Genomic DNA, 19,867 nt, shown 5'->3' with positions numbered 1-19,867 from the left:
GTTCCGGTAATTTAGCCGGAGCCCAATTTTACGAATAAACGACCAATGACTGTATGAAGAGAAAGGAGGGCTATTCGATATGGAACAAGTTAAAAAAGACTATTTAAGCTGGATGATCATCATTGGGATTCTTGTTCTATTTTTAGAATTTACATTTTTTAATCGAGGGCTAATTTTTTCTCTTTTAGTACAGGGTGGTATGATCTATTTTGGTCGAAAAAAATATGATCGCACATATGGAAAAGTGTTGTTTTGGGCAGGGATTGCTTTTATCATTATAAGCATTTTAAGTATGCTAACATTCCGCTTTCTCTTGTTGGCGATGGTCGTCCATTTTTTAATTCAATTTGCACAAACGAAGAAAAGCCCCAAAATTATTAAGCCTGAAATTATTGAGCCAGTTGAAAAGCCGAAAGAAGAAACGATCTGTAGAACACCTTTATTAAAAAACCTATTTTTTGGTGAACAAAGAACAAAAGAAGCCGTTTATGAATGGGATGATATCAACATTCAATCGGGCTTTGGAGATTCGAATATTGATTTTAGCTACACAGTATTACCTAAAGGTGAAACGATTGTTTATATTAGGCACTTAATCGGGAATATTCAAATTCATGTTCCTTACGATATTGAAGTGAAATTGAACCATTCGTCTTGGGCTGGTTCTGTAGATTTCTTAGAGCAAAACTATAGTAAAGTAATCAATCAAAATGTAATTACCCAAACGGAACAATATGACGATGCAACTCAAAAGGTTAAGATCATCTCTTCAGTAGTAGCTGGAAATATTGAGGTGAAACGAGTATGAGTATGGTCGCTCGTCAAGTGCTATGGGGCATGCTTTTGTCTTTAATTGTTTTTTTAATCCTATTTGCTTCTTTCTTTACCCTGTATCCTACAAGTTTACGGGATTTATGGGATACAGAAATTCTTGATATTCCATTCATTCTGTTTGGTCCTACAGTAAGTATGGCAATTGGCATTCTATTTGGAATCATTGCAGGATATAGTTGGAAAAAACAAACTAGTCAATTAGATAATCTTCTTCGAGAAATGGAGGAAGGTCGTTATATCGAACTACAGAATGAACATGCTATCCCTGAAATACAATCAAGTATCGAGCGTATAGGACGAATTCAACATAAAATTACTGAACAAGCAAAGCTTTCGCAAAAGCTTGCAACTGAGAAGGCTGAAGATACAGAGTCAAGAATCCAGAAAATTGTCTCAGAAGAACGAAATCGCCTAGCAAGGGAACTGCATGACTCTGTGAGTCAACAGCTTTTCGCTGCATCGATGATGATGTCTGCAATTACTGAAACGAAAGAAGAAAATCATGAAATGCAGCAGTTGCGCTTGGTGGAATCGATGATCCATCAATCACAATTGGAAATGAGAGCTTTGCTTTTACATCTTCGCCCAGTGGCACTAAAAGGGAAGTCGTTAAAAGAAGGTATCGATGAGTTATTAGTTGAATTAATGCAAAAAGTATCAATGGATATTAAATGGAAGGTAGAAGAATTCACGTTAGATAAAGGAATAGAGGATCACCTCTTTAGAATTCTTCAAGAATCTGTTTCAAATACATTAAGACATTCAAAGGCAAATACACTGGATGTGCTCCTCATCCAGCGCGATGATTATGCGATTTTAAGAGTCGTTGATGATGGTGTCGGATTTGATATAGAAAATGCCAAAGCCGGCTCTTATGGAATGCAAAACATGTATGAAAGAGCGATTGAAATTGGTGGCAACCTTAAGGTGGTCAGTTTAAAAAATAAAGGGACTCGTTTAGAAGTGAAGGTCCCTGTTCGAAGTGAATGAAAGCAAATGAGGTGATTTGATGATTAAGGTATTGTTTGTAGATGATCATGAAATGGTGAGAATTGGTGTATCTTCTTATCTAACTGCTCAGCCCGATATTGAAGTGATAGGTGAAGCAGACAATGGCAAAGTAGGTGTGGAAAAAGCCCTGCAGCTCCGTCCTGATATCATTTTGATGGATCTTGTAATGGATGAAATGGATGGGATTGAAGCTACTCAAAAGATCATTGAACAATGGCCGGAAGCAAAAATCATCATTGTCACTAGCTTTCTAGATGATGAAAAGGTATATCCTGCATTAGAGGCAGGTGCTACAAGTTATATGCTGAAAACATCCAAAGCAAGTGAAATTGCTGAAGCTGTTCGCCAAACTTTTAAAGGGCAGTCTGTTTTAGAGCCTGAAGTCACTGGAAAAATGATGGTGAAGATGCGTCAGAAGAAAGAACTGCTTCCACATGAAGAATTGACAGGGAGAGAAATGGAAATTTTATTGCTAATGACTGAAGGAAAGAGCAATCAAGAAATCGCGGACCAGTTATTTATTGCATTAAAAACTGTTAAAACACATGTAAGCAATATCTTAAGCAAGCTACAAGTACAGGATCGGACCCAGGCTGTTATATATGCATTTAAGCATCATTTGGCGAAATAGATAACGAGTTTCACTGCTGATCCTTTTCAAAAATAAATTTTAATAGATATTCTTATGACTTGTCTCATACCTTTATAAAAGAGCAAAGAGAGCAAAGCTTTTATAAAGGATGAGGAGCGACAGGATGAAAACATTTTTAAAAGGTACGCTTTTATTAGCGATTGCAGCTTTTTTAGGTGAATGTATTGAATTTATCGTCAATATTTTACTAGCAAGAGAATTAGGAGAACATGGTTTAGGATTATACATGTCGATCCTTCCAACGATCTTTTTAATTGTGTTATTAGCAAGCTTTGAATTACCTGTTTCGATTTCTAAGTTTATTGCTGAGCATAATCGGCAGCATCACCAGGGAATGTTGAATTACGTATTAAAGTGGACAGCAATTTTCACGATGATCATGCTGCCGCTAGTCATCGTCATCGTACCTTTTATTTCTGCTTTTGATGCATATCATCCATTACTAAGATGGGTCATCCTAGCATTTATTCCACTGGTCTCATTCACATCGATTGCACGTGGCTTCTTCATGGGCAGCCAACAGATGGGTAAGATCGCTACTGCTAATTTTCTACGTAAATTTGTTCAGCTCATTTTATTAGCAAGTCTCTATTCATTCTTTCAATTTCAAATAGAAATGGCTGTATTTATTGCCTTTTGTACGTTAATTGGGAGTGAAGCAATTGTTTTTTTCTATTTGTTTTATTCCTTTATGATGCAGTATCAGCAAATGAAACGAGGCGACAATCAAGCGCTCGCTAAACCGTATGTTCGGAATCAACTTCTGTCGGTTTCGCTTCCAACTACAGGGCTGAGAGTTTTTCATGCATTGTCACATGCGATACAGCCCTTTTTAATCCAAGCGGCATTGATTTATGCTGGGGTATCAACAGAGGTAGCGACAGAGCATTTTGGTATGGTTGCGGGTATTGCAATGGCGATTGGTTTCTTCCCTGCCTTTATTGCTCATTCTTTTATGATCATGCTTATTCCTACAGTATCCAAGGCATATGCAGAGGAGAAATACGCTCGGTTGATTGAGCTGTTGCAAAAAGTATTTTTGATTACATTCATATATGGAACCCCAGCCATTCTCTTCTTTTATATATTTGCGGAAAAATTGACAACATCATTTTTTCATTCACAGGATGCCTCGATTTATTTGCAAATGTTATGGCCATTCTTTTTGCTTCATTTGTTCATTATTCCAATGCAAGCGTTTCTTATTGGGCTTGGTTTAATGAAGGACGCATTCTATCATTCAATTTGGTCAACGATCGTATCATTTACTGCGATGTTTGTTTTTGGATCGATGGAGTCGTTGCAGATGGGTGGAATCATGATTGGAATGAATGTAGGTGCAGTTTTGCTTATGATGATGCATTATTTAACAATTTGTAAAAAGATTGGGGTTAGCTTAACACTTTCAAGGTCAAATAGAGTTCATTATTAAATTTAAGAAAGTAATGTAGGGGTGAGGATCCCCGTTTACGTTTATATAGTAGGTAGTTTTTGAGAGGAGAAATACAATCAAATGGAAACAATGATAAACAATAAAGTTGATGGATCATTGTTTGAAAATGCTATAATGGAACATGGCAACAATCTTTTCAGATATATTCTTTCACTTGTTAAACAGAAGGAAGTGGCAGAAGATATTTATCAGGAAACACTTCTGTCAGCATTTCTTGCTTTTCCAAAAGTGGACTTCGATAAAGTAAAGAGCTGGCTATATACGATTGCGGTAAATAAGTGTCGTGATTTTTGGAGGAAAGAGAAATGTCGGAGAAGGTATTGGGAGGAAAATTCACATTTATATATGGAAGATTACTCTACAATCAATCCAGAAGAGGAGACGCTACAAAGATATGAGGAAGATGAAATGCTGGTCTCATTAGAAGAGCTTCCTGAAATTTATCGTGAACCACTATATCAGTTTTATTTTAATGATCAAAGTCTAGTTCAAATCAGTAAGCGTGAACAGCTTCCGTTGTCTACAGTGAAAACAAGAATTCGTAGAGGAAAAGATCGTTTAAGGCCGAAAATTGAACAAAAGTTGGAGAAACTAAGTTCATAAACCTAAAACTTACAAACATTGGAGCATTAATCACATGAATTGGAAGAATATCTTAAAGGGAACAGCGATGGGGACGGTTGAGACTGTACCTGGCGTGAGTAGTAGTACAATTGCGATGCTTCTTGGAATTTATGAGAAGCTCATTGAATCCATCAGCGCACTAACAACTAAAAATTGGAAAAAAGGCATTCTGTTTCTTATTCCAGTTGTCATTGGAATCGGAATAGGCTTCCTTCTTTCAATAAGAATAGTTGATTACTTTTTGACCGTTTATACGCAACAAACACATTTCTTTTTTATGGGATTAATCATCGGAATGATTCCTTTCATATGGAAAGAAGGGTTAGCGGGATTATCCACTAAAACGTATCAACCAAGACATATAATTATCATGACATTCTCGTTTATACTCGTGGCAAGCTTAAACTTTCTCCCTTCAAATGAAGGGATTATGACAAACTTAACGATGTTCGATTATGGATTTTTGTTCATTTCAGGGTGGATTGCAAGCACTGCACTAGTATTGCCAGGCATAAGTGGGGCAATGATTTTAATGATATTGGGTGCATACCAAACGGCTACGAATGCCATTATTACGCTTAATATTCCAGTCGTTCTAGTTATAGGGTTTGGTGTATTATTTGGGATTTTATTTACAGGTAAGCTTGTCCGTTATATGCTGCATGCTCATCATGAAACAACGTATTCAATTATGATTGGTCTCATATCGGGATCGTTAATTGTGTTGTATCCTGGATTCCCAATGAACTTTATGAACATCACTGTTTGTTTACTTTTACTATTTGTTGGGGTGTTATTATCTACCTTTGTGAGTAAAAGATGATAAGTGTTACAAGATCTAACTTGCATGTAAAGTCGAAGAACCTGACTTTGCTTGCAAGTTTTTTTATGCAATAGTATAACTCAATGATTACTCTTCAAGGCGAATGCTTTTAAGAGGTTCGGAATCTCTAATGGCATATAGCTTACACTCTAATTCGTTCACTTATACACCGTGCAAAAAATGTAAAAAGCGTGAGCATAAAATGCTCACGCTCTATCAAGTTATTTTCCTTTTTGTTGTTCATTTTCATTGAAGTACTGGATTGAATAAAGAGAACCTTCACTAACCATTGTGTTGTCACCTATATCAGTTGGTTCAGGATTAGAAATTGAGTTTTTTTCTTTTCGGTTGAAAAAGGATTGATTTAATTTGTTTTTACATTTTAATGTGAGCGCTTGTAGCCTACTTCTGTTTTCCTTTTTTAATAATAGGATGCTTGTGATACCAGCACCTGCGAGAATAGCACCTTTTACGGGACGGGTATTCATTTGTAACGCCTCCTAAATTTGTTTGCTTAATGTATTCCCCATTGATAAATTCTTAAACATTTTCAACCTTGGATACAATATATATAATAAGACCGAAGACAATAGCGAAGGAGGGAATAACGATGACAGAGAAAAAACGATGTAAAGATTCGTTTGTTGTAAAGACGAGCATTGTTCAACCGCCTGATACAAATAGTTACGGCACTTTATTTGGTGGGAAATTAATGGCTTATATCGATGATATTGCTGGCATCGCAGCTATGAGACATGCGAGAAAACAAGTGGTAACTGCGTCAACAGACTCAGTTGATTTTTTATTTCCAATTCAACAAGGGAATTCTGTTTGTCTAGAAGCATTTGTTACATATACAGGACGATCCTCAATGGAGATCTTTGTAAAAGTGGTAGCGGAAAATTTAATTACTGGGGAGAGAAATGTGTGCGCAATCTCCTTTTTAACGATGGTAGCAATTGATGAGAATGGGAGACCAACAGAGGTCCCAGAGGTTATCCCCGAATCTGAAGAGGAAAAGAGCCTATTCGAAACTGCTAAATCACGAGCAGAAGTTCGAAAAGTAAGAAGAAAAGATAGTGCACTAAGAGCTCAAAAGTATGGAGCGAATATTCCGTGGGTGTAATATTTATATGAGTGCATTTTCTTATTAATTGTGAAAGCTGGCTCACAAATCACTAATGTTGCAGGAATTTGTCGAAAAAGGTTGAATCATATATATAAGCGAAATAGAGTATTGGTTTCGCAGGTAAGATAGAGGAGGAACAATATGTCTGTATTAAATGAATTAAATGTATTAGTTGAAAAAATGAATGCAAACCCTGAGCATATTCAAGGTGAAAAAGATCGAGTATTTCAAGTTGAATTAAAGGAAAGTGGCAATTGGCAGCTGATTCTAAAGGATGGAAAAGTTTCAGTTGAAGAAGGAGTTGCTTCAGACCCAGCAGTGACATTAAAACTGAGCGATGAAAACTTCTCTAAACTTCTAAAAGACGACCTCAACACAACGATGGCATTTATGACTGGCGGATTAAAAGTAGAAGGCAGTATTGGCTTAGCCTTAAAGCTTCAAGAAATTGTAAAGAAATATCAATAATTTAAAGATAGCTCAGGACTATTGTAGTTTGTGAATGTAGACAAAGTCGATTTCCGACTTTGTCTACATGTTTTTTAGGAGTTTTTGTGGCCGCTCAAATTCTCATAAAAACAAAACCATATGATCTTCGTTATAGTAGGTATCCTGAATTTTTAACGCGTGTTTTTCATGACCATAAACGTTAAATCCGAAAGAAGTATAAAGCATTTTGGCTTGACTGTTTTCAGACATAACTGTTAATAAAAGTTGTTCTACACCTTCCATCATTTCTGCCGTTTCAATCGCTTGCTGTAGTAATTTTTTTGCAATACCTAATCCACGCATATCTTTTGTAATATACATTGCGACAATGAGCGCTTTATGTCTCATCTTTTGCTTTGTCTCTTGAACAACCGTGACGCTTCCAATGAGTTGTTCTTTATGAAGCACACCAATCGTTTGGCTCTGCTTAGAAGATAGCCGTTGTTCAAATTGTGTAATGCTAAGTTGATTTTCCTCTTCATAGCTAGAGGCAAATACCTCAGGGTGTTCTTTTAATGCCTCTAACCGTAGTTCTCTATATGCTGCTGCATCTTGTGAGAGCAGTCTGCGATACGAAATATTCTCTTTCAAGATTTTAAGCCTCCAAGATCGTTTTACGTTATTTTACCTAAAAAAAATGAAACTTCAAAGCTTATATCGGTCTCTAGGAGGACAAAAACTCCAACTATATGAGTTGGCTCAGATGTAGATTGTAGATTATACTTGTTATTAGTAAATTATAAATTTTCAAAAAAGGAAGGTGTAAAAATGTTAGCTCCTGCACTGATAGAAGAAATAATAAATACTGCCCTAGAAACAGGTGGTGACTTCGCAGAAGTTTTTGTCGAGGATCGATACGCTAATACGATGACCTTGCAGCAAAATAAAGTCGACAGTATCTTGTCGGGGAGAGATTTTGGAATTGGGATTCGTGTTTTTCATGGATTTAAAAGTACATATGCTTATACGACAAACCACACGAAGGAAGGTTTACTAAAAGCCGCAAAAAACGCTGCATTAGGAATTTCTGGTGATGCAACCATCATGCCAGCTACACTGCAGAAAAAGGTGATTACTCCTAACCATCTGATTGCTTTAAATCCATTAGATATTGAGAAACAGCGCAAAGTAGATGTAATGAAAAAAGCCTATCAAATCGCTAAAAGCTATCATTCTAGTATTCAACAAGTATTAGTACGATATTTGGATGAGGTTCAACATGTATTAATTGCAAATTCCGAAGGGACCTTTGTTGAAGATGAGCGTGTCCGCAGCAGAATGGTCATTCAATCAATTGCATCAGATGGAAAAAAATATGAACCAGGCTATTATGGGCCAGGAGCGTATCAAGGCTTTGAGTTTATGGAGAACCTTGATCTCGAACATTACGCAAATGAAGCGTCACGTATTGCCGTTACAATGCTAGATGCAGACCTATGTCCAAGCGGTAAATTCCCAGTGGTCATTGACAACGAGTTTGGTGGCGTCATTTTTCATGAAGCGTGTGGACACGGATTAGAGGCAACAGCAGTTGCAAAAGGGAAATCAGTATTTGCAGATAGAATAGGAGAACAAGTTGCCTCAGAGCTTGTAACTTACATTGATGATGCCACGTTAAAGAATGAATGGGGTTCAATCAATATTGATGATGAAGGTGAGAAAGGTAGAAGGAATGTTTTAATTGAAAAAGGGGTTTTAAAAGGTTACTTGATTGATAAATTAAACAGTAGAAGAATGGGGATGGAAGCGACTGGGTCAGGTAGACGTCAATCTTATCGTTTTGCTCCGACATCAAGAATGACAAATACTTTTATCGCGAATGGACAATCCTCTCCAGAAGATATTATTTCCAATACCGAGAGTGGAATTTATGCTAAATACATGGGGGGAGGACAAGTAAACCCTGCAACTGGAGATTATAATTTTGCTGTCCTTGAAGCTTATAAAATTGAAAACGGGCAACTTACTAGGCCACTTAAAGGTGCAACATTAGTTGGAAATGGTGCAGAGACTTTAATGAAAGTCGACATGGTAGGCAATAACTTAGCGCACGGAGCTGGAATGTGTGGATCATTAAGTGGAAGTATCCCAGTGAATGTTGGGCAGCCGATGGTAAGAGTGAGTGAAATGACTGTTGGTGGTAGAAAGGAGGAAGCGTAAGATGAACATTGATGCATTTAAAGAAATATTGTTTAAATACGGGGAAGAGCAAGGCTTTTCCGAAATGGAAATCTATTATGAAAGAAATGAGAATGTCACAATAACGATTGATCAAGATGAGATTGACTCTACTACAACATCCGAGGTTGCTGGCATTTCATTTCGTGGGACATACAACGAAAAAGTTGGTTACAGCTTTACGGAAAAAGTCGATGAGGATTCGGTTCGGTTTTTAGTAGAGAATGCAAAAGAAAGTGCGGATTTGAACGAAGAGGAGGAGCAGGAAGCAATTTTTGCTGGGAGCCCTTTTTATGATCAACAAAATTTCTACTCGGAGGAGTTAGCGGATGTAAATAAAGAAGAATACGTGAAGAAGCTTTTAAATATTTCTTCTCTAATCTCTGGCTATGATGAAAGAGTGGCTGGAACAAGTTATTTTATTTTTAAATATGCTGAGTCTGAAAGAATATTAAGTAATTCTAAAGGACTCTCATTAAAGGACGCGGACAATTATGCAGGGTTGTATGTATCTGTCATTGTAAAAGAAAACAATGAGATTAAAACTGGAACATATAAGCATTTCTCACAAGATTTCTTATTATTATCGGATGAGGCAATTGCTAAAGCGGCTGTTGAGGAGGCATTACAGCATTTAGGTGGCAAGGAGATTGAAAGTAGGAACTACCAAGTGCTTTTAAGAAACAATGCAGCTGCAGATTTCCTAAGTGCTTTTGCTGATCTTTTTTCTGCAGAAACGGTTCAAAAAGTAATGCCAACTTTGAAAGAGAAGCTAGGAACAAAAATGGCGTCAGAGAACATCACTATCATCGATCATCCTTATCATAAGGATGGATATGTAAAGCAAACATTTGATGCAGAGGGCGTTGCAACAAAATCAACAGAAGTGATTAAAAATGGAATTCTGAACACCTTCTTACACAATGAAAAAACGGCAAAAATAGATGGAGTTGAATCGACAGGCAATGCATCAAAAAGTTCATATAAAAGTGTAATATCTGTTGCTCCTACAAATCTATACATTCATCCGCAGAATAATAAAGTCGAAGAAATTGTAAGTAAGATCCATGAAGGTGTGCTAATTACAGGGCTATCAGGCTTGCATTCTGGTGTAAATGAAGTGTCTGGAGACTTTTCAGTTGAAGCAACTGGGCTTTACATTGAAAATGGGAAGGTCAAACAGGCAGTTAAACAGATGACGATAGCAGGGAACTTCTACGAGCTTATGCAATCTGTTACCGATGTAGGCGATGATTTGTATTTTTCGCTTCCAGGCATGATAAGCGGTGCAGTAGGTTCACCTTCCTTACACATTCAAAGCCTAGCTGTTACTGTCTAATGCTTATTGTCCAAGAGTGTTTTGTTATGAACATTCTTGGGCTTTTTGCTTGGCAAATATATATGTTGATCTTAACTTGCACGATTGTGATCTCAAATGTAATTTTATAAACTCATACGAGTTGAATGTGATCTCAAATGTGATTTAAATGTGTCACGGAGAATAAAGATGAACAACAATGATAATCGAATGATTAGAATTCTAGCTAGTATGTCATGTATAATGAGGGCACAATGAACTAGAGGTGACATATGACTGTAGCGATTCTTTTGGTTGTCATTATTTTAATTGCTTCCATTGTATTTACGCTGGCACTTGCAGGGAAAAGTGATGACAATTACCGTGGCAAAACGAAGAAAAATACATTAAATTTATCGATCATTTATGCGGTTGTCATATTTCTTTCGATCGCAGCTGTCGTATATTATATTTATTTTCTAGCATAAGTGGGTGAATCGATGAAAACGAAGCAAAATATTAGAGAGGAAGTTTGGGCACGACTAGAGGATGAGAAGCTTGGTGGATTTCCATTTCCCCTTAAAAATCGAATTCCTAATTTCAAAGGGGCAGAAAAAGCTGCTAAGCTTATTACAACATTGCAATGCTACCAAGAAGCTAAAGTGGTAAAAGTAAATCCTGATGCGCCACAGCTTCCAATTCGTGCTCAAGTTATCCGTGATGGAAAAACGCTCCTTATTCCCACACCTCGCCTCAAGGCAGGGTTTTTAATGATCAAGCCTGAATGGGTTGAAAAAGGCAAGGAAAGAAGAGCCGTAAGTATCTCTCATATGAAGGAGTATGGCAAGGAAGTATCACTTCTTGAAATCCCACAAATTGATGTATTCTTTGCTGGTTCAGTTGCTCTCCACCGGGATGGAAGAAGAGTTGGTAAAGGGGAAGGTTATGCAGATCGTGAATATGCGATTTTAAGAGAGCTTGGACATCCAGAGATGCCTGTAATCGGAACAATTCATAGTAGACAGCTTGTAGAAGAAGAGGTTCCGCGTGATCGTTTTGATTTAACTGTAGATTGGATTGCAACAGAATCGAATCTGTTTAAAACAAATTCACCATATAATAAGCCAGAAGGCATTGCATGGGAGCTTGTGACTGAGAAGGAAATGGAAGAAATGCCGGTCATTAAAGAGATTTGGAAAATTAAAAGAATGAAAAAATAAGGAGGCTGTTTGAAACATTGCCATACCGTCAACGATACTATGTAATGAATCGAATTGTATCTTGGAATTGTCAAACGACAACAGAAGAAGAAAAACTATTAATCATTGATGAAGAGAAGATTATTTCTGAATGTAATGTATTTCGAATCGAAGACGTCTGGGATGTCTCCTGTAAAACAATGAAGATGGGTTCTGGATGTACCCTCTATTTACACACAAATAAAGGGGTTTTTCCTTATCAATTAAAGGAATATCCAGAGACATTCATCAATGAATATGAACTAATAAAAAACAAACAAATCTAGGGAGCCTAACGCTGTTTCAGCTTGTTGAAAAAGCTAGCACATTTGTTATTAGGGACTTTAGTCCCCAAAAAACAACGATATTCAATGCCGCACGACCTCAAGACATTTACATGTAGACAAAGTCTGATAACTGACTTTGTCTACATTCACTAGCTTTATTTGTTTTCTTTTTGAAGTAAATCGCGAATTTCCTTAAGTAGTTCTTCCTTTTGGTCAACTTTAGGCTCTTCTTTTTTAGGCTCCTCTTTCTTACGGAACTGATTATTAATGATGCGAATAAAAAGGAAAATCGAAAAGGCGATAATAAAAAAGTCTAAGATGTTTTGCAAGAAAACCCCATACTGTAATTGTACCTCACCAATCGTTACCGTCTGAGACGTTAAATCGATCCCTCCGAGCAGAATTCCAATTAGCGGCATAATGATGTCATCTACGAGTGATGAAACGATCTTACCAAATGCTGCTCCAATGATTACTCCAACTGCTAGATCTAATACATTCCCTTTTAGTGCAAATTCTTTAAATTCCTTAATCAATGCGATCGCCACCTCTTATCTGGAAAATTATCGTTATTATACTAGAGTCTTTAAGAAATTGCGAATGTTGCAGAGTGATATCCAAATGATGGGTTTGTGAAATTGTAATGTATTTGTTACACTTAGACTTGGAAATTTTATTAATATTTATTTTAAAAATTTCATAAACGACCCATACTTATTTAGTAAATTATTTTGGGAGAATGCGTACGTTTATGGATATTCTAGATTAATAGAGAAGCAAGTGAATTTAGTATGAATTCGATTCAACTAAGGAGATACTAATGAAATATTTATATATAATTACTGCATTCCTATTTTTAAGCGGATGTACGTATGAAACAACAGCCTCTATTTTTTCTGAGGTGTACAGTGAAAAAGAAAAACAGAACGATGATATGATCCTAGATATTGGAATTGAAATAGCGCAATTAAAGAATGAGGCTATTTATCAGTTTGAGGTAGAAGAAGAAGAGGAAGATTTTTATGTATTTGTATACTCTGATCGTACTGTAAAGGAGCAATCGTCCTTTTCAGGGACCTATGATTTTTATATCGCAAAGCAAGAAGATGAGATTGCCTTTAAACAGAACGTCTTAAGTGGAGCTGTGACAACTTTCTCAAGTGGACAAGAGCAAATTTATCCGATTCTTCTTAATGGTAAAATCTTCTTTGTTGTAACGCAAAACGATAATAGCGATCATTATAAAAAGCGATTGTATACAATTAAGGACGGGAAAATCGTACAAGTTCAAGGAGAGCAGGGAAGGTTTTTCACGACAATTGCTAAAATGAAGCTAAAAAGTATTCATAATCGCTTTTTGCAATCAGCACAAGTCGATCAAGGGACTAACGAAGTAATGTATTCGACGTGGAAGTTTAATGAAGGCGAATTCAAGATGGAGTTAGTCGATCAGACAATCGTTCCAAATACAGAAGAGAATGAAATCAGGTATGAGCATTGGATTGAAAATGAATCCTTTTATTTCCCATACAAAAATTTAGAGCTAGATGATGATTTTTTACAAAGGGCTAAGCAAGGAATCTCACTAGGAAGCACTTATCCGATTGGTACAAATATTGCAGAAGTAAAGAAGGGCACTACCCATTATATTGAAGAAAGCCTTGATCTTGTTTCTCCTTATTTGATGTATCCAGAAATGACTTATATTTATCATGAAGTGACAGAAAACATTACAAATATTTTAATTCCCGGAACACGGTTTAAAACGACTGTAACAGACCTGAAAAACTCTGAAACTACACCTGATAAGGTGGAAGAAAACTTATTTGATGGACTAACTTTATCCTATGTTTCAGGAAACTATATTGTTGAAGCGATTGGAAACGAGGCTGGAGACATTATAGCGGTTCTATTAAAAGGACGAGAGTAGAAAAGATATTAAAAAGAATCGAGCATCATTGCTCGATTCTTTTTTTGACCTCTGCCAAATGTGCGTATATGCTGTTGTTAATTAAAATGCCCAGTCGCCTTTACGGAAGATAGGTTCTATTGTGCCATCCTCTTTAATGCCGTCAATGTCCATTTCACCTGATCCAATCATGAAGTCAACATGGGTAATACTTTCGTTTAATCCATGCTCAGCAAGCTCTTCGCTAGACATTTTCTTTCCACCTTCTAAGCAGAATGCGTAAGCACTACCGATTGCAAGGTGATTCGAAGCATTCTCATCAAACAATGTGTTGTAGAAGAGAATATTTGATTGTGAAATTGGTGATTGATGTGGCACAAGTGCAACCTCACCTAAGTAATGAGAGCCTTCATCCATCTCTACTAATTTCTTTAAGATTTCTTCGCCTTCTGCAGCTTTCACATCAACAATACGGCCATTTTCAAATGTGATTGTAAAATTGTCGATAATGTTCCCACCGTAGCTAAGTGGCTTTGTGCTTGATACCGTACCATTTACACCATCTTTATGTGGGACTGTGAATACTTCCTCAGTCGGCATATTTGCCATAAAAGCATCACCATTCTCGTTAATGCTTCCTGCGCCACACCATAAATGCTTATTAGGTAGTTCAATTGTTAAATCAGTTCCCGGTGCTCTGTAGTGTAGTTTTTTGTATTTCTTGTCGTTTAAGTAATCGACTTTGTTATGAAGAGTGTTATCATGTTGTTTCCACTCTTCCACAGGGTTATCTGTTGTTGTTCTTGTAGCTTTAAAGATTGCATCCCATAATAATGATACACGCTCTTCTTCAGCTGCATCAGCAAATACCATGTCTGCCCAAGCTTGAGAAGGTACAGCAACGACAGTCCAACTCACTTTGTCAGATTGAATTGCTTTTCTAAAAGTTGATAATGCTTGGCCAGCTGCTTTTTGGAATGAGCTAATCTTCTCAGATTTCACACCTTTTAATAGGCCAGGGCTAGAAGAAACAACTGACATGAAAGCTGCGCCTTCTTCAGCTAGTGACTCCATTTCTTTTGCACGCCATTTTGGATAATGCTCGAATGTTTCATCAGGAGCTAAGTCGTACTTTGTTCTAGAAATTATATCGTCGCTCCAGTTAACGATTACATCTTTAGCGCCAGCCTCGAATGCAAGTTTTGCAACAGCTCGAACAAATTCAGCTGCATCTAAAGTAGCAGTGACTACAAGCTTTTGCCCTTCTTGAATATTCACGCCGACTTTAACAGCAAGCTCCGCGTATTTTTGTAAATTCTCTTGAAAATTTGTCATTTATGTAAGTCTCCTTTATCAGAATCTTATCTTTTATTGTAGCGTTTCTATACAAAAAAGGAAACAAAATAAGCATGAAGTTTGAGTTCCTTCATGCTTATCTTTCTACTCTTTTTCTTTCATTGCAGCCTTTAATAAATCGCCGAGGCTATTTCCAAAGCTTTCTTCTGTTTGTGTGTATTTCTGTATTAGTTTTCTTTCTTCTCTTTTGTTTACCTTTTTCTTTTGTTCTTCTGCTTTTTCTACAACATTACAAGGACGGCATTGGAAGTAAGTTCCTGCTTTTCCGTTGTGAATTTCCATCTTTTTGCGACATTGTGGACAGCGCTTATTCGATAGCTTTGGATCCTTTCGTTTTCGATAAGAACAATCAAGACCTGAACAAACAAGGATTTTTCCATCTTTTGTGTTACGTTCCTTTAAGAAGGAGCCACATTCAGGACATTTGGACCCTGTTAAATTATGGGCACGATAGGATTGATTACTTTTCTTAATTTCACTAACAAGGCTTTCTGTTTGTTTACGGATGTTCTGGAGGAATGCTTTTGCATCTGCCTTCCCGTGTGCAATTAATTCTAGTTCTTTTTCCCATTTTGCAGTTAGCTCAGGTGATTTTAATTCAGGATTTACTAGTTCAATCAATTGCTTTCCTTTTTTGGTCGCAATCAACTTCCCGTTTTGTCGATCTATGACTTCTGTTGATAATAAGCGCTCAATGATTTCAGCTCTTGTAGCTGGTGTACCTAATCCGAACTTCTCCATCTGTGATAATAAATCAGCTTCCGTATAGCGAGAAGGTGGTTCTGTTTGCTTTTCCTCTGATTTTATTTCGCCTAAGAGAGTGGATGCACCTTCCTTTAAGCTGGACATGGAAGGAAGTACATCATCATCCTGTCCTGTGATTTGTTTGAAACCAACATCTTTTACAACTTTTTCACTTGCAGTAAAGGACTCACCATTCACTTGCCAAACTGCATGCACGGATTCAAACTTATGAGCAGGATAGAAGAGTGTTAAAAATCTCTTCGCAATCAAATCAAATAGCTTCCGTTCATCGGTATCTAAATCTTGTAGAAAAACGGTTTGTTCGGTTGGAATAATTGCATGGTGATCTGTTACCTTTTGATTATTAAATACTTTCTTAGCATAGATTTTACCTTTTTGTTGCATGATTGGCTTGATCTCATCTTTATATGCATTTGCAATCGCCTCAACACGTTCAATCATTGTCGCTTCCATATCAGATGTTAAGTAACGTGAATCTGTACGAGGATATGTTACAATTTTATGTTGTTCATAGAGCTTCTGTAAGACATTCGATGTCTTTTTAGCGGAAAAGCCAAAACGTTTATTGGCATCACGTTGCAATTCGGTTAAATCATAAGGGAGCGGTTGAGCTTCGACTTTTTCCTTTCGAGAAATTGAAGTTAGCTTCGCTTGTTTTCCAGTTGTTTTTTCAACGAGTGAGGAAGCTTTTTCTCTATTAAATATTCGCTTCTCTCCGTTATGCTCCCACTTTGCATGAAACGTTCCAATCTGCGCAGAAATCGTCCAGTACGGCTGCGGTTTAAACGATTGGATTTTCTGGTCGCGCTCTAATATGATCGACAGTGTAGGTGTTTGGACCCTGCCGGCCGATAATGGATCTTGGTACTTTGTTGTCAATGCTCTTGTCACATTTAATCCAATCAACCAATCAGCTTCAGCACGACAAACAGCAGATGCATAAAGGTTTTCAAACTGCTTCCCAGGCTTTAATTGTTTGAATCCATCACGGATGGCTTTGTCTGTTACAGATGAAATCCATAATCTTTGCACTGGCTTGTTCCAACGTAGTCGCTCAAGAATCCACCTTGCGACTAGTTCCCCTTCGCGGCCTGCATCTGTAGCGATGATGAACTCTTTAATATCCTTTCGTTTGGAAATCTGCTCAATTGCACGGAATTGATGAGAGGTTTGTTTAATTGGTTTAAGTCCCATCTGTTTAGGAATGATTGGTAAATCCTCTAATGTCCAATTTTTATATTTTGTATCGTAGTGCTCTGGCATTTTTAGTTCAATTAAATGACCTAAAGCCCAAGTAACGATGTATTTATCACCTTCTATTGCATGCTTTGATGTCTTTTTTAAACCAAGAACACGTGCAATTTCTCTAGCGACACTTGGTTTTTCTGCTAATACTAATGATTTCATAATAACTCCTTTCAAACTGTAACCTGACTTTAAGTATAACGAAAAACTGGTGGAAATGTAATGGAGCTGCTTTACTGTGATAATGTAATAACTTGTTAAAATTAGGATATATTTTATTGACTTCCTGTCTAGGGAAGATAAAATGAAAGAAAAGGAGAAGCGAGTGATTGCTTATGGACCGTATCAATCATTTTTATATTAGACGATTAAAAAGGATGTGAACCAACTATAGTTGAGTCGCAGCCTTTTTTCTTTATTCTGCTAATGTGATAAGGGGGAAAAGAGTATATGGTGATTTTGAGTGGGGCACATTTAACTTTAGAGGATGTTAAGAAGGTAGTATGGGAGAAGGAAGAAGTAATAATTGATTCTAATAGTGTAATGGCAGTGCAGAAGAGCTATGATGCTGTTCGGAAAATTGTCGCCGATGAGAAAGTAATCTATGGGATTAATACGGGATTTGGCAAGTTTAGTGATGTGCTGATTGATGCTTGTAATGTGAAGGAATTGCAATTGAACTTAATTCGCTCGCATGCCTGTGGTGTAGGGGAGCCATTTAGCGAAGACATATCAAGAACAATGCTTCTCTTGCGTGCAAATGCACTGTTAAAGGGAGTATCTGGAGTGCGTACTGCTTTGATTGAATCATTAATTGGAATGATTAATCATCATATACACCCAGTTATTCCTCAGCAAGGTTCGCTCGGTGCAAGTGGTGATTTAGCACCTCTTTCTCATCTTGCGTTAGCGGTAATCGGAGAAGGGGAGGTTTATTATCAGGGAAAGGTAGTTGAGTCTAGTGTTGCTTTAGCGGATGCTGGCTTACTTCCATTACAGCTGGAGGCTAAGGAGGGGTTAGCTCTCATTAATGGCACTCAAGCGATGACAGCTGTTGGTGCGCTTGCCTATCTAGAGGCAGAGCAACTTGCATTTTTAGCTGAGGTCATTGCTTCGATGACGTTGGAGGGATTAAACGGTGTGATTGATGCGTTTGACGAATCGATTCATCTTGCTAGAGGTTACAAGCAACAAATTGATACAGCATCACGCATTCGTACTTTTTTGTCAGATAGCCAGCTTACAACGAAGCAAGGAGAAATACGTGTTCAAGATGCATATTCGATTCGATGTATTCCACAGGTACATGGAGCATCTTGGCAGGCACTTGATTATGTAAAAGAGAAATTAGAAATTGAAATGAATGCGGCAACGGATAATCCGTTGATCTTTGATGAAGGTAATAAAGTTATTTCGGGTGGGAACTTTCACGGTCAACCTATTGCTTTTGCAATGGATTTTATGAAAATTGCTGTCGCAGAGTTAGCGAATATATCCGAGAGAAGAATCGAACGTCTAGTTAATCCACAGTTAAATGATCTACCTCCATTTTTAAGCGCGGAGCCAGGTTTGCAATCTGGTGCTATGATCTTGCAGTATAGCGCGGCTTCACTAGTATCAGAGAATAAGACGTTGGCTCATCCAGCAAGCGTAGATTCAATCCCTTCATCAGCAAATCAGGAGGATCATGTGAGCATGGGAACAATTGGGGCGAGACATGCTTATCAGATCGTGAAAAACGTGAATCGTGTATTAGCGATAGAATGTATTTGTGCAATGCAGGCTGTTGAATATCGAGGGATAGATAAAATGAGTAGCGTAACACGACGCTTCTATAATGAAGGACGAGAAATTGTGCCATCAATCACTAAAGACAGAGTTTTTTCAATAGATGTTGAAAAATGTGCGGAATGGATAAAAACAGTACATCTTGAATCAATAAAAGCTGTTTAACCCGCTTTTAGAATGTAGACAAAGTCAATTTTCAACTTTGTCTACAGGTTTTCCAATGGCATTTTTCCTACGGGGAAAATGCCTTTTGAGTATCTTAGCTTCTTTAAACTTTGTCAGTTTCTACTCGGTTTTTGAAAGCTTCTTGAACAACTAAAAACTCCTCATCCTCCTGTGCTTCCGTTGCTTTTGGTTTGACACCATTATCTTCAGGAAACTTTCCAGGATGCTGCTTGTTTTTATGATTAAAATGTTCACCTCTTGCCACGAAAACATCCTCCTTTTTAGAATTACTTCCTTTTTAGATTTTCCTAGAGGACAGACAATATGTATTCGAAATGTCTTCAAACTGTGAATACCTTTTCTAAACTAAATATTTCTCAAATGATAAAACCAGGTCTTTTTACTTATTTTATTTAAATAGTAATGTGGTATGAAATAGCTAATAAAAAGTGCATAGAGTACTGATATTATCATGTTTTCCTCATTTGTTTGTTACTTCCCCCTTTTGACTCTTTAGTCAACCTTTCACTACTGTGATTCTGACATAAATAAAGATATCAATCAAATAGCCTAAAACATGGGCTTTATCGGTCGAAATAAGAAATATATAGGCTACCTTAGCCA

At 37.2% G+C, this 19,867-nt stretch carries 21 protein-coding genes; 15 read left to right on the top strand and 6 right to left on the bottom strand.

Going from position 1 to position 19,867, the window contains the following annotated elements; genetic code table 11:
- The first annotated feature begins 79 nt into the window (after window positions 1–79).
- The 6 genes from liaF to AC6F34_RS11085 all read left to right on the top strand — a co-directional run bounded on the left by liaF (window position 80) and on the right by AC6F34_RS11085 (window position 5,397).
- Window positions 80–808, top strand: coding sequence for a cell wall-active antibiotics response protein LiaF (gene liaF / locus AC6F34_RS11110; protein WP_500772046.1), 729 nt, complete (start codon window positions 80–82; stop codon window positions 806–808).
- Window positions 805–1,824 (top strand): sensor histidine kinase, encoded by a 1,020-nt coding sequence (locus AC6F34_RS11105; protein WP_500772044.1) that lies wholly within the window; start codon window positions 805–807, stop codon window positions 1,822–1,824. Before liaF ends, AC6F34_RS11105 begins: the two co-directional genes overlap by 4 nt.
- A 19-nt stretch (window positions 1,825–1,843) precedes the next feature.
- Complete coding sequence (locus AC6F34_RS11100; RefSeq protein WP_500772042.1) at window positions 1,844–2,476, top strand: response regulator transcription factor; 633 nt, start codon at window positions 1,844–1,846, stop codon at window positions 2,474–2,476.
- Window positions 2,477–2,600: 124 nt separating this feature from the next.
- A complete protein-coding gene (locus tag AC6F34_RS11095) occupies window positions 2,601–3,929 on the top strand; it encodes an oligosaccharide flippase family protein (protein WP_500772040.1) in 1,329 nt (442 codons plus the stop codon).
- An 81-nt stretch (window positions 3,930–4,010) separates the two neighbouring features.
- Window positions 4,011–4,553, top strand: a complete 543-nt coding sequence (locus tag AC6F34_RS11090; RefSeq protein ID WP_500772038.1) for an RNA polymerase sigma factor — start codon at window positions 4,011–4,013, stop codon at window positions 4,551–4,553.
- Between the two features lie 34 nt (window positions 4,554–4,587).
- Window positions 4,588–5,397 carry a DUF368 domain-containing protein gene (locus AC6F34_RS11085; RefSeq protein ID WP_500772036.1) on the top strand — a complete coding sequence of 270 codons (810 nt, stop codon included), beginning with the start codon at window positions 4,588–4,590 and terminating at the stop codon, window positions 5,395–5,397.
- Between the two features lie 221 nt (window positions 5,398–5,618).
- Here the strand turns inward: AC6F34_RS11085 and AC6F34_RS11080 are convergent, their stop codons facing one another.
- Window positions 5,619–5,885, bottom strand: a complete 267-nt coding sequence (locus AC6F34_RS11080; RefSeq protein ID WP_500772034.1) for a YbyB family protein — start codon at window positions 5,883–5,885, stop codon at window positions 5,619–5,621.
- 122 nt (window positions 5,886–6,007) lie between these two features.
- Here AC6F34_RS11080 and AC6F34_RS11075 point away from each other — a divergent pair, with 122 nt between their 5' ends.
- Complete coding sequence (locus AC6F34_RS11075) at window positions 6,008–6,523, top strand: acyl-CoA thioesterase (RefSeq protein ID WP_500772032.1); 516 nt, start codon at window positions 6,008–6,010, stop codon at window positions 6,521–6,523.
- A 144-nt stretch (window positions 6,524–6,667) separates the two neighbouring features.
- A complete protein-coding gene (locus AC6F34_RS11070) occupies window positions 6,668–6,994 on the top strand; it encodes an SCP2 sterol-binding domain-containing protein (RefSeq protein WP_500772030.1) in 327 nt (108 codons plus the stop codon).
- A 102-nt stretch (window positions 6,995–7,096) separates the two neighbouring features.
- On the opposite strand, the gene AC6F34_RS11065 is transcribed toward AC6F34_RS11070, so the two are convergent.
- A complete protein-coding gene (locus AC6F34_RS11065; protein ID WP_500772028.1) occupies window positions 7,097–7,606 on the bottom strand; it encodes a GNAT family N-acetyltransferase in 510 nt (169 codons plus the stop codon).
- Window positions 7,607–7,783: 177 nt separating this feature from the next.
- On the opposite strand from AC6F34_RS11065, the gene AC6F34_RS11060 reads away from it, so the two are divergent.
- From AC6F34_RS11060 to AC6F34_RS11040, 5 genes are all read left to right on the top strand, one after another.
- Window positions 7,784–9,175 (top strand): TldD/PmbA family protein, encoded by a 1,392-nt coding sequence (locus tag AC6F34_RS11060; protein WP_500772026.1) that lies wholly within the window; start codon window positions 7,784–7,786, stop codon window positions 9,173–9,175.
- 1 nt (window position 9,176) lies between these two features.
- Entirely contained in the window at window positions 9,177–10,532 is a 1,356-nt protein-coding gene (locus AC6F34_RS11055) for a TldD/PmbA family protein (RefSeq protein ID WP_500772024.1), read from the top strand.
- A 251-nt stretch (window positions 10,533–10,783) separates the two neighbouring features.
- Window positions 10,784–10,978 carry a hypothetical protein gene (locus AC6F34_RS11050; protein ID WP_500772021.1) on the top strand — a complete coding sequence of 65 codons (195 nt, stop codon included), beginning with the start codon at window positions 10,784–10,786 and terminating at the stop codon, window positions 10,976–10,978.
- 12 nt (window positions 10,979–10,990) lie between these two features.
- The gene (locus tag AC6F34_RS11045; RefSeq protein ID WP_500772020.1) at window positions 10,991–11,710 is read left to right on the top strand and encodes a 5-formyltetrahydrofolate cyclo-ligase; all 720 of its coding nucleotides are present in this window, start codon (window positions 10,991–10,993) and stop codon (window positions 11,708–11,710) included.
- A 17-nt stretch (window positions 11,711–11,727) separates the two neighbouring features.
- A complete protein-coding gene (locus tag AC6F34_RS11040) occupies window positions 11,728–12,015 on the top strand; it encodes a hypothetical protein (protein WP_500772018.1) in 288 nt (95 codons plus the stop codon).
- 155 nt (window positions 12,016–12,170) lie between these two features.
- Here the strand turns inward: AC6F34_RS11040 and mscL are convergent, their stop codons facing one another.
- A complete protein-coding gene (mscL, locus tag AC6F34_RS11035; RefSeq protein ID WP_500772016.1) occupies window positions 12,171–12,551 on the bottom strand; it encodes a large-conductance mechanosensitive channel protein MscL in 381 nt (126 codons plus the stop codon).
- Between the two features lie 284 nt (window positions 12,552–12,835).
- On the opposite strand from mscL, the gene AC6F34_RS11030 reads away from it, so the two are divergent.
- Window positions 12,836–13,945 carry a hypothetical protein gene (locus tag AC6F34_RS11030; protein WP_500772014.1) on the top strand — a complete coding sequence of 370 codons (1,110 nt, stop codon included), beginning with the start codon at window positions 12,836–12,838 and terminating at the stop codon, window positions 13,943–13,945.
- A gap of 81 nt (window positions 13,946–14,026) precedes the next feature.
- Here the strand turns inward: AC6F34_RS11030 and AC6F34_RS11025 are convergent, their stop codons facing one another.
- Together AC6F34_RS11025 and AC6F34_RS11020 are read right to left on the bottom strand one after the other, a co-directional pair.
- Window positions 14,027–15,259 carry an aminopeptidase gene (locus tag AC6F34_RS11025; RefSeq protein WP_500772012.1) on the bottom strand — a complete coding sequence of 411 codons (1,233 nt, stop codon included), beginning with the start codon at window positions 15,257–15,259 and terminating at the stop codon, window positions 14,027–14,029.
- Window positions 15,260–15,364: 105 nt separating this feature from the next.
- Entirely contained in the window at window positions 15,365–17,452 is a 2,088-nt protein-coding gene (locus AC6F34_RS11020) for a DNA topoisomerase III (RefSeq protein WP_500772010.1), read from the bottom strand.
- Window positions 17,453–17,740: 288 nt separating this feature from the next.
- On the opposite strand from AC6F34_RS11020, the gene hutH reads away from it, so the two are divergent.
- Window positions 17,741–19,243, top strand: a complete 1,503-nt coding sequence (gene hutH / locus AC6F34_RS11015; protein ID WP_500772008.1) for a histidine ammonia-lyase — start codon at window positions 17,741–17,743, stop codon at window positions 19,241–19,243.
- Window positions 19,244–19,346: 103 nt separating this feature from the next.
- On the opposite strand, the gene AC6F34_RS11010 is transcribed toward hutH, so the two are convergent.
- On the bottom strand, window positions 19,347–19,508 hold the full coding sequence (locus AC6F34_RS11010) for a hypothetical protein (RefSeq protein WP_500772006.1): 162 nt from the start codon (window positions 19,506–19,508) through the stop codon (window positions 19,347–19,349).
- Between the last annotated feature and the right edge of the window lie 359 nt (window positions 19,509–19,867).

The organism is Niallia sp. CD-39 (assembly GCF_059874745.1).
This window is presented reverse-complemented; position numbering and strand designations above follow the sequence as displayed.